This window comes from Pseudomonas sp. MS15a(2019) (assembly GCF_013277805.1).
Lineage (GTDB): Bacteria > Pseudomonadota > Gammaproteobacteria > Pseudomonadales > Pseudomonadaceae > Chryseomonas > Chryseomonas benzopyrenica.
In genome coordinates this window covers 1-15,653 of the sequence record NZ_VBTN01000021.1, presented here as the reverse complement: position 1 = coordinate 15,653, position 15,653 = coordinate 1, and the positions used below count along the sequence as shown (strand labels likewise).

Annotated in this window: 12 protein-coding genes and 1 tRNA gene; all 13 read right to left on the bottom strand. The window is 61.2% G+C overall.

What is annotated here, in order from left to right:
• Positions 1–313 (bottom strand): GTP-binding protein (locus FEZ61_RS23635; RefSeq protein ID WP_346342875.1); only part of this gene is annotated, 313 nt, incomplete at its 3' end.
• A gap of 27 nt (positions 314–340) precedes the next feature.
• Positions 341–2,443, bottom strand: coding sequence for an elongation factor G (gene fusA, locus FEZ61_RS23630; protein ID WP_026083934.1), 2,103 nt, complete (start codon positions 2,441–2,443; stop codon positions 341–343).
• A 30-nt stretch (positions 2,444–2,473) separates the two neighbouring features.
• Complete coding sequence (gene rpsG, locus FEZ61_RS23625) at positions 2,474–2,947, bottom strand: 30S ribosomal protein S7 (RefSeq protein WP_007163088.1); 474 nt, start codon at positions 2,945–2,947, stop codon at positions 2,474–2,476.
• 86 nt (positions 2,948–3,033) lie between these two features.
• Positions 3,034–3,405: a 30S ribosomal protein S12 gene (rpsL, locus tag FEZ61_RS23620; protein ID WP_007163089.1), complete on the bottom strand. Its 372-nt coding sequence runs from the start codon at positions 3,403–3,405 to the stop codon at positions 3,034–3,036.
• A 165-nt stretch (positions 3,406–3,570) separates the two neighbouring features.
• Positions 3,571–7,770: a DNA-directed RNA polymerase subunit beta' gene (gene rpoC / locus FEZ61_RS23615; protein ID WP_017641871.1), complete on the bottom strand. Its 4,200-nt coding sequence runs from the start codon at positions 7,768–7,770 to the stop codon at positions 3,571–3,573.
• A 62-nt stretch (positions 7,771–7,832) separates the two neighbouring features.
• Positions 7,833–11,906, bottom strand: a complete 4,074-nt coding sequence (gene rpoB, locus FEZ61_RS23610; RefSeq protein ID WP_026083933.1) for a DNA-directed RNA polymerase subunit beta — start codon at positions 11,904–11,906, stop codon at positions 7,833–7,835.
• Between the two features lie 224 nt (positions 11,907–12,130).
• Positions 12,131–12,499 carry a 50S ribosomal protein L7/L12 gene (gene rplL / locus FEZ61_RS23605; protein WP_017641869.1) on the bottom strand — a complete coding sequence of 123 codons (369 nt, stop codon included), beginning with the start codon at positions 12,497–12,499 and terminating at the stop codon, positions 12,131–12,133.
• An 80-nt stretch (positions 12,500–12,579) separates the two neighbouring features.
• The gene (rplJ, locus tag FEZ61_RS23600; protein ID WP_017641868.1) at positions 12,580–13,080 is read right to left on the bottom strand and encodes a 50S ribosomal protein L10; all 501 of its coding nucleotides are present in this window, start codon (positions 13,078–13,080) and stop codon (positions 12,580–12,582) included.
• Between the two features lie 208 nt (positions 13,081–13,288).
• On the bottom strand, positions 13,289–13,984 hold the full coding sequence (rplA, locus tag FEZ61_RS23595) for a 50S ribosomal protein L1 (RefSeq protein ID WP_017641867.1): 696 nt from the start codon (positions 13,982–13,984) through the stop codon (positions 13,289–13,291).
• A complete protein-coding gene (gene rplK / locus FEZ61_RS23590) occupies positions 13,984–14,415 on the bottom strand; it encodes a 50S ribosomal protein L11 (RefSeq protein ID WP_017641866.1) in 432 nt (143 codons plus the stop codon). Before rplK ends, rplA begins: the two co-directional genes overlap by 1 nt.
• 112 nt (positions 14,416–14,527) lie before the next feature.
• Complete coding sequence (gene nusG / locus FEZ61_RS23585; protein WP_026083932.1) at positions 14,528–15,061, bottom strand: transcription termination/antitermination protein NusG; 534 nt, start codon at positions 15,059–15,061, stop codon at positions 14,528–14,530.
• 11 nt (positions 15,062–15,072) lie between these two features.
• On the bottom strand, positions 15,073–15,441 hold the full coding sequence (gene secE, locus FEZ61_RS23580) for a preprotein translocase subunit SecE (protein WP_017641864.1): 369 nt from the start codon (positions 15,439–15,441) through the stop codon (positions 15,073–15,075).
• A 35-nt stretch (positions 15,442–15,476) separates the two neighbouring features.
• Positions 15,477–15,552 (bottom strand) — tRNA-Trp (locus FEZ61_RS23575).
• Positions 15,553–15,653 lie beyond the last annotated feature (101 nt).

Genomic DNA, 15,653 nt, shown 5'->3' with positions numbered 1-15,653 from the left:
CCAGGATCGCGCCGTCCATCTGGGCAGCACCGGTGATCATGTTCTTCACGTAGTCGGCGTGGCCGGGGCAGTCGACGTGCGCGTAGTGACGGATCGCCGAGTCGTACTCAACGTGGGAGGTGTTGATGGTGATACCGCGAGCCTTTTCTTCCGGCGCGTTGTCGATCTGGTCGAAACCACGGGCGGAACCGCCCCAGGTGTCGGCACAGACTTTGGTCAGCGCTGCGGTCAGCGTGGTCTTGCCATGGTCAACGTGACCGATGGTGCCCACGTTCAGGTGCGGTTTGTTACGTTCGAATTTTTCTTTAGCCACGAGATAAACCTCTAGTCAAAGCGCTGATTAAGCTTGTTTCTTGATGATGGCTTCGGCGATGTTCGACGGAGCTTCGGCGTACTTGGAGAACTCCATGGAGTAGCTTGCGCGACCCTGAGACATGGAGCGGACATCCGTAGCGTAGCCAAACATCTCGCCCAGCGGAACCTCGGCACGGATGACCTTGCCGGTCACGGTGTCTTCCATACCCTGGATCAGGCCACGACGACGGTTCAGGTCGCCCATGACGTCGCCCATGTAGTCTTCCGGGGTCACGACCTCGACCTTCATGATCGGCTCGAGCAGCACGGCACCACCCTTCTGGGTGAGCTGCTTGGTCGCCATGGAGGCAGCGATCTTGAACGCCATCTCGTTGGAGTCGACGTCATGGTAGGAACCGTCGAACACAGCGGCCTTCAGGCCGAGCAGCGGATAGCCGGCGACGATGCCGTTCTTCATCTGCTCTTCGATGCCCTTCTGGATCGCCGGGATGTATTCCTTCGGAATCACACCGCCCACGACTTCGCTGACGAACTCCAGACCTTCCTGACCTTCGTCGGCCGGCGCGAAGCGAATCCAGCAGTGACCGAACTGGCCACGACCACCCGACTGGCGAACGAACTTGCCTTCGATCTCGCAGGTGTTGCGGATGGTTTCGCGGTAGGCGACCTGAGGCTTACCGATGTTCGCTTCCACGCCGAATTCGCGCTTCATGCGGTCCACCAGGATGTCCAGGTGCAGCTCGCCCATGCCGGAGATGATGGTCTGACCGGACTCTTCGTCGGTCTTGACGCGGAACGAGGGGTCTTCCTGGGCCAGCTTGCCCAGTGCGATACCCATCTTCTCCTGGTCGGCCTTGGTCTTCGGCTCGACAGCGACCGAGATCACCGGCTCCGGGAAGTCCATGCGCTCGAGGATGATCGGCTTCTCGATCGAGCACAGGGTGTCACCAGTGGTGACGTCCTTCATGCCGATCAGGGCGGCGATGTCGCCAGCACGAACTTCCTTGATCTCTTCACGGGTATTGGCATGCATCTGCACCATACGGCCGACGCGCTCCTTCTTGCCCTTCACCGAGTTGATGACGGAGTCACCGGAGCTCAGTACACCCGAGTAGACGCGGGCGAAGGTCAAGGTACCCACGAAGGGGTCGGTAGCGATCTTGAACGCCAGCGCCGAGAAGGGCTCGTCGTCGTCTGCATGACGCTCGTCGTGGATTTCCTCGTTGTCCGGGTTGGTACCCTTGATCGCGGGAATCTCGATCGGCGCCGGCAGGAAGTCGATCACGGCGTCCAGAACCAGGGGCACGCCCTTGTTCTTGAAGGACGAACCGCAGACGGCCGGGACGATTTCGCAGGCGATGGTACGCTGACGCAGGCCGGCCTTGATCTCGTCGATCGACAGCTCGCCGCCTTCCAGGTACTTGTTCATCAGCTCTTCGTTGGCTTCGGCCGCAGCTTCGACCATGTTGGAGCGCCACTGCTCGGCATCGGCCAGCATGTCCGCAGGAATGTCTTCCTCGCGGTAGGTCATGCCCTGGTCGTCATCGTTCCAGAAGATGGCCTTCATCTTCAGCAGGTCGATCTGGCCCTGGAAGTTCTCTTCCGCGCCGATGGCCAGCTGAACCGGGACCGGAGTATGGCCCAGGCGCTTCTTGATCTGCTCGACGACGCGCAGGAAGTTGGCACCGGCACGGTCCATCTTGTTGACGTAGACGATGCGCGGGACGCCGTACTTGTTGGCCTGACGCCATACGGTCTCGGACTGAGGCTCGACACCGGAGGTACCGCAGAACACCACGACCGCACCGTCCAGCACGCGCAGGGAACGCTCCACCTCAATGGTGAAGTCCACGTGGCCGGGGGTATCGATGATGTTGACGCGGTACTTGTCGTACTGCTTGGTCGAACCGGACCAGAACGCGGTGGTGGCAGCGGAGGTGATGGTGATACCACGCTCCTGCTCCTGCACCATCCAGTCCATGGTCGCAGCGCCGTCGTGAACCTCACCCATTTTGTGGTTCACGCCGGTGTAGAACAGAATCCGCTCGGTAGTAGTCGTCTTACCTGCGTCCACGTGGGCGCAGATACCGATGTTCCGATAGCGGTTAATAGCGGTTGTACGAGCCATAAGGTCCTCGCTTGATTGGAAGCGCTAGGCTTAGAAGCGGTAGTGCGAGAAGGCCTTGTTGGCTTCTGCCATGCGATGCACGTCTTCGCGCTTCTTGACTGCGGCACCCTTGCCTTCAAAAGCGTCCATGAGTTCACCCGCCAGGCGCAGAGCCATGGACTTCTCGCCACGCTTGCGCGCGGAGTCCACCAGCCAGCGCATGGCCAGGGCATTACGACGGGAAGGACGAACCTCAACCGGCACCTGGTAGGTAGCACCGCCGACACGGCGGGACTTCACTTCGACCAGCGGAGCGATGGCGTCGAGCGCTTTTTCGAAAACTTCCAGGGGTTCGGCATTCTTGGAACGCTCTTTGACCTTGTCCAGAGCACCATAAACGATACGCTCGGCAACGGCTTTCTTGCCGCTTTCCATCACGTGGTTCATGAACTTGGCCAGGATCTGGCTTCCGTATTTCGGATCGTCAAGTATTTCGCGCTTGGCCGCTACACGACGTCTTGGCATTGATAAGCCCTCAAAACGGTCTTCAGGTTAGCTCGGGACTCGTTGCCCGACCTTACTCTTATCGACTCGAACAAAAAGAAAGGTGATTACTTCGGACGCTTGGTGCCGTACTTGGAACGGCCCTGCTTGCGGTCCTTCACACCGGTGGTGTCCAGCGAACCGCGCACGGTGTGATAACGCACACCCGGCAGATCCTTGACCCGGCCACCGCGGATCAGCACGACGCTGTGTTCCTGCAGGTTGTGGCCTTCACCGCCGATGTAGGAGGTGACTTCGAAGCCGTTGGTCAGACGCACACGGCAGACCTTCCGCAGTGCGGAGTTGGGCTTCTTGGGAGTGGTGGTGTACACGCGGGTGCACACGCCACGACGTTGCGGGCAGTTTTGCAGCGCAGGCACGTCGGATTTCTCGACGATACGCTTGCGTGCACTACGCACCAGCTGGTTGATAGTTGCCATCTATAGCTCCACTGATTGTCTTGCGACATAAACGAAATAGCAGAACATCAGTCCTGCCCATTTTCGGGGAACGAAAGTCTAAAGAGCTTGGGCGCCCCAGTCAAGACAAAGCCCCCGGACGCCTGGGGCGCCGGGGGCTTTGTCAAGCGAGACCCGCTACCGAACTCAGCTGGCGCTGGAGTTCAGCGCTTCGGTCAGGGCGGCTTCGGCCTCGCTGGCGCTGACGCGCTGCGGCTTGCCGAGTTCGCGCTGGCGCTTGCGCTCGCTGTGGTAGGCCAGACCGGTACCGGCCGGGATCAGACGACCCACCACCACGTTTTCCTTCAGGCCGCGCAGGAAGTCGCGCTTGCCGGTCACGGCGGCTTCGGTCAGGACACGGGTGGTCTCCTGGAAGGAAGCGGCCGAGATGAAGGACTCGGTGGACAGCGATGCCTTGGTGATACCCAGCAGCACGCGCTCGTACTTGGCGACGAAGCGATCATTGCCGACCAGTTGCTCGTTCTCTTCCAGGACATGGGTCAGTTCGACCTGATCGCCCTTGATGAAGCTCGAGTCACCGGTATCGCTCACTTCGACCTTGCGCAGCATCTGCCGCAGGATGGTCTCGATGTGCTTGTCGTTGATCTTCACGCCCTGCAGGCGGTACACGTCCTGGATCTCGTTGACGATGTACTTGGCCAGCGCGCTGACACCCAGCAGACGCAGGATGTCGTGCGGATTGCTCGGACCGTCGGAGATGACTTCGCCGCGGCTGACCTGCTCGCCTTCGAAGACGTTCAGGTGGCGCCACTTCGGAATCAGTTCCTCGTAGGGATCGGTGCCGTCGGTCGGAGTGATGACCAGACGACGCTTGCCCTTGGTTTCCTTGCCGAAGGAGATGGTACCGCTGATCTCCGCCAGGATGGCCGGCTCCTTGGGACGACGCGCTTCGAAGAGGTCGGCCACGCGGGGCAGACCACCGGTGATGTCGCGGGTCTTGGAGGTTTCCTGGGGGATACGGGCGATAACGTCACCCACATGCACCTTGGCACCGTCGCTCAGGTTGACCAGCGCGTTCGGCGGCAGGAAGTACTGGGCCGGCACGTCGGTACCCGGCAGCAGCAGATCCTTGCCGTTGGCGTCGATCAGCTTGACCGCCGGACGGATGTCCTTGCCGGAGGTCGGGCGATCCTTGGCGTCGAGCACCTCGATGTTGGTCAGACCGGTCAGTTCGTCGGTCTGGCGCTTGATGGTGATGCCCTCCTCCATGCCGACGAAGGCCACGGTACCGTCCATCTCGGTGACGATGGGGTGGGTGTGCGGGTCCCACTTGGCGACGATGGCGCCAGCGTCGACCTTGTCGCCTTCCTTGACCGAAATCACCGCACCGTAGGGCAGCTTGTAGCGCTCGCGCTCACGACCGAAGTCGTCGGCGATGGCCAGCTCACCGGAACGGGACACGGCAACCAGGGCGCCGTCGGCACGTTCGACGTGCTTCAGGTTGTGCAGACGGATGGCACCGCCGTTCTTGACCTGGACGCTGTCGGCCGCGGAGGTCCGGCTGGCCGCACCACCAATGTGGAAGGTACGCATGGTCAGCTGGGTACCCGGCTCACCGATGGACTGGGCGGCGATGACGCCGACCGCTTCACCGATGTTGACCTGGTGACCGCGAGCCAGATCGCGACCGTAGCACTTGGCGCAGATGCCATGACGGGTTTCGCAGGTGATCGGCGAACGCACCACGACTTCGTCGACGCTGTTGAGCTCGAGGAACTCGACCCAGCGCTCGTCGACCAGGGTGCCTGCAGGCACGATGATCTCTTCGGTACCCGGCTTGGGCACGTCGCGGGCGATGACTCGACCCAGCACGCGCTCACCCAGGGGCTCGACCACGTCACCGCCTTCGATGTGCGGGGTCATGATCAGGCCGCGCTCGGTACCGCAGTCGACCTCGGTCACCACCAGATCCTGGGCCACGTCGACGAGACGACGGGTCAGGTAACCGGAGTTCGCGGTCTTCAGAGCGGTATCCGCCAGACCCTTACGGGCACCGTGGGTGGAGATGAAGTACTGGAGTACATTCAGGCCTTCACGGAAGTTGGCGGTGATGGGCGTCTCGATGATGGAGCCGTCCGGCTTGGCCATCAGGCCACGCATGCCGGCGAGCTGGCGAATCTGGGCCGCGGAACCCCGGGCGCCGGAATCGGCCATCATGTACATGGAGTTGAAGGACTCCTGGTCGACTTCCTTGCCCTCGCGGTCGATGACCTTCTCTTTCGAGAGGTTGGTCATCATCGCCTTGGACACTTCGTCGTTGGCCTTCGACCAGAGGTCGATCACCTTGTTGTACTTCTCGCCCTGGGTTACCAGGCCGGAGGCGTACTGGCTCTCGATCTCCTTCACCTCGGCGGTGGCGGCATCGATGATGCGGGCCTTCTCGTCCGGAATGACGAAGTCGTTGACGCCGATGGAGACGCCGGACAGGGTCGAATAGGCGAAACCGGTGTACATCAACTGGTCGGCGAAGATGACGGTGTCCTTCAGACCCACCACGCGGTAGCAGTGGTTGATCAGCTTGGAGATGGCCTTCTTCTTCATCGACTGGTTGACCACGTCGTACGGCAGACCGGCGGGCACGACCTGGAACAGCAGCGCGCGGCCGACGGTGGTGTCGACGATGCGGGTGTTCTTGGTCAGGCTGCCGTCCTTGTGACGGATGGTCTCGTTGATGCGTACCTTGACCTTGGCATGCAGCGCGGCTTCGCCGGCACGGAAGACGCGATCGACTTCCTGCAGGTCGGCGAACACGCGGCCTTCGCCCTTGGCGTTGATGGCTTCACGGGTCATGTAGTACAGACCCAGGACCACGTCCTGCGACGGCACGATGATCGGCTCGCCGTTGGCGGGCGACAGGATGTTGTTGGTCGACATCATCAGGGCGCGCGCTTCCAGCTGGGCTTCCAGCGTCAGCGGCACGTGCACGGCCATCTGGTCACCGTCGAAGTCGGCGTTGTACGCGGCGCAGACCAGCGGGTGCAGCTGGATGGCCTTGCCTTCGATGAGGACCGGCTCGAACGCCTGGATGCCCAGACGGTGCAGGGTCGGGGCGCGGTTGAGCAGCACGGGGTGTTCGCGGATGACTTCGGCGAGCACGTCCCAGACCTCGGGCAGTTCGCGCTCGACCATCTTCTTGGCGGCCTTGATGGTGGTCGCCATGCCGCGGGCTTCCAGCTTGCCGAAGATGAACGGCTTGAACAGTTCCAGGGCCATCTTCTTGGGCAGACCGCACTGGTGCAGACGCAGGGTCGGGCCCACGGTGATCACGGAACGACCGGAGTAGTCGACGCGCTTGCCCAGCAGGTTCTGACGGAAACGACCCTGCTTGCCCTTGATCATGTCGGCCAGGGACTTCAGCGGGCGCTTGTTGGAACCGGTGATGGCACGACCGCGACGGCCGTTGTCCAGCAGGGCGTCGACGGCTTCCTGCAGCATGCGCTTCTCGTTGCGCACGATGATGTCGGGCGCGGCGAGGTCGAGCAGCCGCTTGAGGCGGTTGTTCCGGTTAATGACGCGACGATAGAGATCGTTCAGGTCGGAGGTCGCGAAGCGGCCGCCATCCAGCGGTACCAGCGGACGCAGGTCCGGCGGCAGCACGGGCAGCACGGTCATGACCATCCACTCCGGCTTGTTGCCGGAGCCCTGGAAGGCTTCCATCAGCTTCAGGCGCTTGGACAGCTTCTTGATCTTGGTCTCGGAGTTGGTCTGCGGAATCTCTTCGCGCAGGCGACCGATCTCGTGCTCCAGATCAATGGCGCCGAGCAGCTGGAACACGGCTTCCGCACCCATGCGGGCGTCGAAGTCGTCACCGAACTCTTCCAGTGCCTCGAAGTACTGCTCGTCGTTAAGCAGCTGGTACTTCTCGAGGGTGGTCATGCCCGGATCGATCACCACGTAGCTCTCGAAATAGAGCACGCGCTCGATGTCACGCAGGGTCATGTCCAGCAGCAGGCCGATACGGGACGGCAGCGACTTCAGGAACCAGATGTGGGCGACGGGCGAAGCCAGCTCGATGTGGCCCATGCGCTCGCGGCGCACCTTGGCCAGGGCGACTTCCACGCCGCACTTCTCGCAGATCACGCCGCGGTGCTTGAGGCGCTTGTACTTTCCGCACAGGCACTCGTAGTCCTTGACCGGGCCAAAGATCTTGGCGCAGAACAGACCATCGCGCTCGGGCTTGAAGGTACGGTAGTTGATGGTCTCCGGCTTCTTCACTTCACCGAACGACCAGGAACGAATCATCTCGGGCGAGGCCAGACCAATGCGGATGGCATCGAACTCTTCGAGTTGACCCTGGTTTTTCAACAGATTGAGCAAGTCTTTCAAGGCCTTTCCTCCTCACGGACCGGAGACGACCGCCGCGCGGTCGTCTCCTCTAGGGTCTCGTGTTATTCGGTTTCCAGTTCGATATCGATGCCGAGCGAACGGATTTCCTTGATCAGTACGTTGAAGGACTCGGGCATGCCGGCCTCCATGCGGTGATCTCCGTCCACGATGTTCTTGTACATCTTGGTCCGGCCGTTCACATCGTCCGACTTCACCGTCAGCATTTCCTGCAGGGTGTAAGCCGCGCCATAGGCCTCCAGTGCCCAGACCTCCATCTCCCCGAAACGCTGACCACCGAACTGCGCCTTACCACCCAGCGGCTGCTGGGTAACCAGGCTGTAGGAACCGGTGGAACGGGCGTGCATCTTGTCGTCCACCAGGTGGTTCAGCTTGAGCATGTACATGTAGCCAACGGTGGTGGTGCGCTCGAAGGCATTGCCAGTGCGGCCGTCGTACAGACGCATCTGGCCGCTCTCCGGCAGATCGGCCAGCTTCAGCATAGCCTTGATCTCGCTTTCCTTGGCACCGTCGAACACCGGGGTAGCCATGGGAACACCGCCGCGCAGGTTCTTCGCCAGGTCGAGGACTTCCTGATCGCTCAGGTCGTCGAGCTTCTCCTGACGGCCACCGATCTCGTTGTAGATCTCGTGCAGGAAGCTGCGCAGCTCTGCAACCTTGCGCTGCTCTTCGATCATCACGTTGATCTTCTCGCCCAGGCCCTTGGCCGCAAGGCCCAGGTGGGTTTCGAGGATCTGACCGACGTTCATCCGCGAGGGTACGCCCAGCGGGTTCAGCACGATGTCCACCGGCGTGCCGTTGGCGTCGTAGGGCATGTCTTCGACCGGCATGATCACCGAGACCACACCCTTGTTACCGTGACGACCAGCCATCTTGTCGCCCGGCTGGATGCGGCGCTTGATGGCGAGGTAGACCTTAACGATCTTCAGTACGCCCGGCGCCAGGTCATCGCCCTGCTGCAGCTTGCGCTTCTTGTCTTCGAACTTGTCGTCCAGCAGCTGGCGACGGTCGGACAGGTAGGCCTGGGCCTTTTCCAGCTGCTCGTTGTGAGCATCTTCCGCCATGCGCAGCTTGAACCACTGACCGCGCTCCAGGCCGTTCAGGTACTCGTCGGTGATGACGGCACCCTTCTTGACCGCCGGACCGCCTTCGGCGACCTGACCGACCAGGGCCTGACGCAGACGCTCGAAGGTCGCGCCTTCGACGATGCGGAACTCTTCGTTCAGATCCTTGCGGATCTCGTCGAGCTGGGACTTCTCGATGGCCAGGGCGCGGGAGTCGCGCTCGACGCCGTCACGGGTGAAGACTTGGACGTCGATGACGGTACCCTTGGTGCCAGTGGGCACACGCAGGGAAGTGTCCTTCACGTCGCTGGCCTTCTCGCCGAAGATGGCGCGCAGCAGCTTCTCTTCCGGGGTCAGCTGGGTTTCGCCCTTGGGCGTGACCTTGCCGACCAGGATGTCACCGGCGCCGACCTCGGCACCGACGTAGACGATACCGGCCTCGTCCAGTTTGTTCAGCGCAGCCTCACCCACGTTCGGGATGTCGGAGGTGATCTCCTCCGGGCCGAGCTTGGTGTCACGGGCCACACAGGTCAGTTCCTGGATGTGGATGGTGGTGAAGCGATCTTCCTGGACCACACGCTCCGACAGACAGATGGAGTCTTCGAAGTTGAAGCCGTTCCAGGGCATGAAGGCCACGCGCATGTTCTGACCCAGTGCCAGCTCGCCCATGTCGGTCGAGGGGCCATCGGCCAGGATGTCGAACTTGGCCACCTGATCACCCTTGCTCACCAGCGGACGCTGGTTGATGCAGGTGTTCTGGTTGGAACGGGTGTACTTGGTCAGGTTGTAGATGTCGACACCGGCTTCACCGGTTTCGACTTCGGCATCGTTGACACGCACCACGATACGGCTGGCATCGACGGAGTCGATCACGCCACCACGACGGGCCACGACGCAGACGCCGGAGTCACGGGCGACGTTGCGCTCCATGCCGGTACCCACCAGCGGCTTGTCCGAACGCAGGGTCGGCACGGCCTGACGCTGCATGTTGGAACCCATCAGCGCGCGGTTGGCGTCGTCGTGCTCGAGGAACGGAATCAGCGAGGCGGCGACGGAGACGACCTGCTTGGGCGAAACGTCCATCAGGGTGACGTCTTCGGGCGCCTTGACGGTGAATTCGTTCAGGTGACGCACGGCCACCAGCTCATCGATCAGCCGGTTGTTCTCGTCCAGGCCGGCGGAGGCCTGGGCGATGACGTGGTTGGCTTCTTCGATGGCCGACAGGAAGACGATCTCGTCGGTAGCCACGCCGTCCTTGACCATGCGGTATGGGCTTTCGAGGAAGCCGTACTGGTTGGTGCGGGCATAGGCAGCCAGGGAGTTGATCAGGCCGATGTTCGGACCTTCCGGCGTTTCGATCGGGCAGACCCGGCCGTAGTGCGTCGGGTGTACGTCACGGACTTCGAAGCCGGCGCGCTCACGGGTCAGACCGCCCGGGCCGAGTGCGGAGACGCGGCGCTTGTGGGTGATCTCCGACAGCGGGTTGTTCTGGTCCATGAACTGGGACAGCTGGCTGGAACCGAAGAATTCCTTGATCGCGGCGGCCACCGGCTTGGCGTTGATCAGGTCCTGCGGCATCAGGCCTTCGCTTTCGGCCATGGACAGGCGTTCCTTGACGGCACGCTCCACCCGCACCAGGCCCACGCGGAACTGGTTCTCGGCCATTTCACCGACGCAACGGACACGACGGTTACCCAGGTGGTCGATGTCGTCGACGATACCCTTGCCATTACGGATGTCGACCAGGGTCTTGAGCACGTCGACGATGTCTTCGCGGCTCAGCACGCCCGAGCCTTCGATGGCATCGCGACCGATACGGCGGTTGAACTTCATGCGGCCAACGGCGGACAGGTCGTAACGCTCGGCGCTGAAGAACAGGTTGTTGAACAGGGTCTCGGCAGCTTCCTTGGTCGGCGGCTCGCCAGGACGCATCATCCGATAGATCTCGACCAGGGCTTCCAGCTGGTTGCCGGTGGAGTCGATCTTCAGGGTATCGGAGATGAACGGACCACAGTCGATGTCGTTGGTGTACAGCGTCTCGAGCCGCACGACATTGGCCTTGGCCATCTTGGCCAGCATGTCCAGGGTCAGCTCGGTGTTGCACTCGGCGATGATCTCGCCGGTGGACGGGTGCACGATGGCCTTGGCGGTGGTACGGCCAATGACGTAATCGAAGGGCACTTCCAGCTCGGTGATGCCGGACTTTTCCAGTTGGTTGATGTGGCGAGCGGTCACGCGACGGCCCTGCTCCACGATCACCTTGCCGGTTTCGTCCTTGATGTCGAAGCTGGCGATGTCACCACGCAGGCGCTGGGGCACCAGTTCCAGGTTCAGGGTCTCGCCCTTGATGTGGAAGACGTTAGTGTCATAGAAGGCGTCCAGCACTTCTTCGGTGCTGTAGCCGAGCGCGCGCAGCAGGACCGAGGCCGGCAGTTTGCGGCGGCGGTCGATACGCACGAAGACGGCGTCCTTGGGGTCGAACTCGAAGTCCAGCCAGGAGCCGCGGTAGGGAATGATGCGCGCCGAGTACAGCAGCTTGCCCGAGCTGTGGGTCTTGCCGCGGTCGTGGTCGAAGAACACGCCCGGGCTGCGGTGCAGCTGGGACACGATGACACGCTCGGTACCGTTGATGATGAAGGTACCGTTCTCGGTCATCAGGGGGATTTCCCCCATGTAGACTTCCTGCTCCTTGATGTCCTTGATCGCCTTGTTCGACGACTCGCGGTCGAAGATGATCAGACGAACCTTGACCCGCAGCGGGACGGCGAATGTCACGCCGCGCAGGACGCATTCCTTCACATCGAAAGCCGGCTCGCCCAGGCGATAGCCGACGTATTCCAGGGCCGCATTGCCGGAATAGCTGATAATCGGGAAAACGGACTTGAAGGCCGCATGCAGGCCGATATCGCGGAACTGGTCTTTGCCTGCGCCCGCCTGCAGGAATTCGCGGTACGAATCCAGTTGGATAGCCAGCAAATAGGGCACGTCCATGACGTGCGGCAACTTGCTAAAGTCCTTGCGGATACGTTTTTTCTCAGTGTATGAGTAAGCCATCAGCGTTCCCCAGCTTGGTCACCAGCTTGTTTGGCCTCTCCGACGGGAGCAGCCGGAAAATCGTGCAAACCCTTGGTTTGCCGCACCCCGAGAGCGAGGTGGATACAGCGCGTTTTGCCAGGCGGATATGCTCGCCCTGCACAAAACGGCAAAAGGCCGGTGGCGTTCGCCACCAGCCATCAGCCGAACGTGAGACGTTGCGGCTGTAGACGCAAGAACCGAACTTACTTGAGCTCGACCTTGGCGCCTGCTTCTTCCAGAGACTTCTTGGCAGCCTCGGCTTCCTCTTTGGAAACGCCTTCCTTGACCACGCCCGGGGCGCCGTCAACGACAGCCTTGGCTTCTTTCAGGCCCAGACCGGTCAGTTCACGAACGACCTTAATGACGTTCACTTTCTTGTCGCCGGCTTCGGTCAACATGATGGTGAATTCGGTCTGCTCTTCGACGACGGCAGCGGCAGCAGCCGGGCCAGCGGCAACGGCGGCAGCGGCGGTCACGCCGAACTTCTCTTCCATCGCCTTGATCAGTTCCACCACTTGCATGACGGACATTTCGGATACGGCGTTGATGATGTCTTCGTTGGTCAGAGCCATGACTCTAGATTCCTATAACAGGGTGCGGCTTCAGGCCGCAAATAATAAGAAAGACTTGCAGGAAACGCAGCACGCACGGATTAGGCGGCGGCAGCTTCCTTTTGGTCGCGAATGGCGGCGAGGGTACGAGCCAGCTTGCTGGTAGCGCCCTGGATGACACTCATCAGCTGGGACACAGCTTCGTCGTAGGTCGGCAGGGTTGCCAGTACGTCGATCTGGTTGGCTGGAATGAGCTTGCCTTCGAACGCGGCGGCCTTGATCTCGAACTTGTCCTGACCCTTGGCGAAATCCTTGAAGATACGGGCGGCAGCGCCCGGATGCTCTTGGGAGAACGCGATCAGGGTCGGGCCCTTGAAGGTGTCGTTGAGGACGTCGAAAGACGTGCCTTCAACGGCACGACGCAGCAGGGTGTTACGTACGACACGTACATAGACACCAGCCGCGCGGGCCTCTTTACGGAGTCCGGTCATGGCACCCACAGTCACGCCACGGGCATCGGCCACGACAGCGGACAGGGCACCTTGGGCAGCCTCGTTGACTTCAGCGACGATAGCCTTCTTGTCTTCGAGTTTGATTGCCACGGGTTTAACTCCTGGATGTTACCGTTTCGCCCGATGGACTGGGCGGCGTTTTGGTGTCTGACTCGGTAACCGAATCGGGAGCACCATCTGCGTAGGCTAGGGTTTCCCCGGTTTAAGACCTGCGTCCCCTACGGTCTTGGACAGCCCCCGCCAGGCAGGGACCCCAATCTTGGCGCCGCGCCCGAAGGCACGGCGACTTGTGTCTTGCTTAGGCTTCCAGGGAAGCCTGGTCGATCTGCAGACCCGGGCCCATGGTGGAGCTCAGGGTGATGCGCTTGACGTAGATGCCCTTGGAGGTCGAGGGCTTCAGGCGCTTCAGGTCGGCCAGCAGAGCTTCAACGTTCTGCTTCAGCTTCACGGGCTCGAAATCGATCTTGCCAACGGAAGCGTGAATGATACCGTTCTTGTCGGTACGGAAACGCACCTGGCCAGCCTTGGCATTCTTGACGGCGGTAGCGACGTCCGGGGTCACGGTGCCAACCTTGGGGTTAGGCATCAGACCACGCGGGCCGAGCAGCTGACCCAGCTGACCGACAACGCGCATGGCGTCCGGCGAGGCGATGACCACGTCATAGTTCAGGTCGCCGCCCTTCATCTCGGCAGCCAGGTCGTCCATGCCGACTCTTTCGGCACCGGCAGCCAGTGCGGCTTCGGCATTGGCACCCTGGGTGAATACGGCAACGCGAACCGACTTGCCAGTGCCATTGGGCAGCACGGTGGCGCCACGAACGACCTGGTCGGACTTACGCGGATCCACGCCCAGGTTCACGGAGACGTCGATGGACTCCTTGAACTTGATGGTGGACAGCTCGGCCAGCAGGGCTGCAGCTTCTTCGAAGCCGTACTGCTTGCCAGCCTGGATTTTTTCGGCGATAGCCTTTTGACGCTTAGTGAGCTTGGCCATTACACGCCCTCCACATTCAGACCCATGCTACGAGCGGAACCGGCGATGGTACGCACGGCGGCGTCCATATCGGCGGCGGTGAGATCGGCATTCTTGGTCTTGGCGATCTCTTCCAGCTGGGCGCGGGTGACGGTACCGACCTTCTGGCTGTTCGGACGAGCGGAACCGCTCTTGATGCCAGCCGCCTTCTTGAGCAGCACGGACGCCGGGGTGCTCTTGATTTCGAAGGTGAAGCTACGGTCGCTGTACACGGTGATGATCACCGGGGTGGGCAGACCGGGCTCCATACCCTGAGTGCGGGCGTTGAACGCCTTGCAGAATTCCATGATGTTGACGCCGTGCTGACCCAGCGCCGGACCGACCGGCGGGCTCGGGTTGGCTTGAGCGGCCTTAACCTGCAGCTTGATGTAAGCCTGAATTTTCTTAGCCATGTGCTACTCCAATGATGGGTTCAACGCCCAGCGGGGCTCCCCAATTACTTGCTATATCCCAGTGACGACAAAACCCCGCAGCCGGGGCTACGGGGTGGGGGATGCGAACAACCTAGACCTTTTCGACCTGACTGAACTCGAGCTCCACAGGGGTTGACCGACCAAAGATCAGTACCGCCACGTGGATGCGGCTCTTCTCGTAATTCACTTCTTCGACAACGCCGTTGAAGTCGGCGAACGGACCGTCCACCACCCGAACCGTCTCACCCGCTTCGAACAGGGTCTTCGGCTTGGGCTTGTCGCTGCTATCGGAGACACGACGCAGAATCGCATCCGCCTCACGGTCAGTGATGGGCGCCGGCTTGTCGGCGGTACCGCCGATGAAGCCCATGACGCGAGGGGTATCCTTGACCAGGTGCCAAGTCCCTTCGTTCATCTCCATCTGCACCAGGACGTATCCCGGGAAAAACTTACGCTCGCTCTTGCGCTTCTGGCCATTGCGCATTTCCACCACTTCTTCGGTGGGCACGAGAATGTCGCCGAACTCGTCTTCCATTTCGTGCAGCTTGACGCGCTCGATCAACGAACGCATGACATGCTTCTCGTAACCCGAGTAGGCATGCACGACGTACCAACGCTTAGCCACGGCGAACCCTTTCAACCAACAATCGTGGAAACCAGCCAACCGAGCAGGGAGTCAAGCCCCCACAACAACAAAGCCATCACGAGCACCACAGCAACCACGATCAGCGTGGTCTGAGTGGTCTCTTGCCGGGTAGGCCAGACAACCTTGCGAATCTCGGTACGGGCGTCTTTCAGCAAGCCAAAGAAGGCCTGTCCCTTGGCGGTCTGCAGCGCAACGAAGGCAGCAATGGCTGCCAGCACCAACAGACCTACCACTCGATACAGGATGGACTGAGCAGCGAAGTAGTGATTAGCAACAACACCAATCGCTACCAGAACGACAACCACCAGCCACTTCAGCGCATCGAAGCGCGACTCTTTGGCTTCCGCCTTGATGCTCATTGCATGAATCCTGTAAGGAGTGCCAGATGGGAATCTGGCAGGCCAGGAGGGAATCGAACCCCCAACCTGCGGTTTTGGAGACCGCCGCTCTGCCAATTGAGCTACTGGCCTGTAACTTGAATCAGGCCGACCATTATGCCGACCTGACAGGCCAAGATCAATCGATTACTCGATGATCTTGGCAACCACGCCGGCGCCGACGGTACGACCGC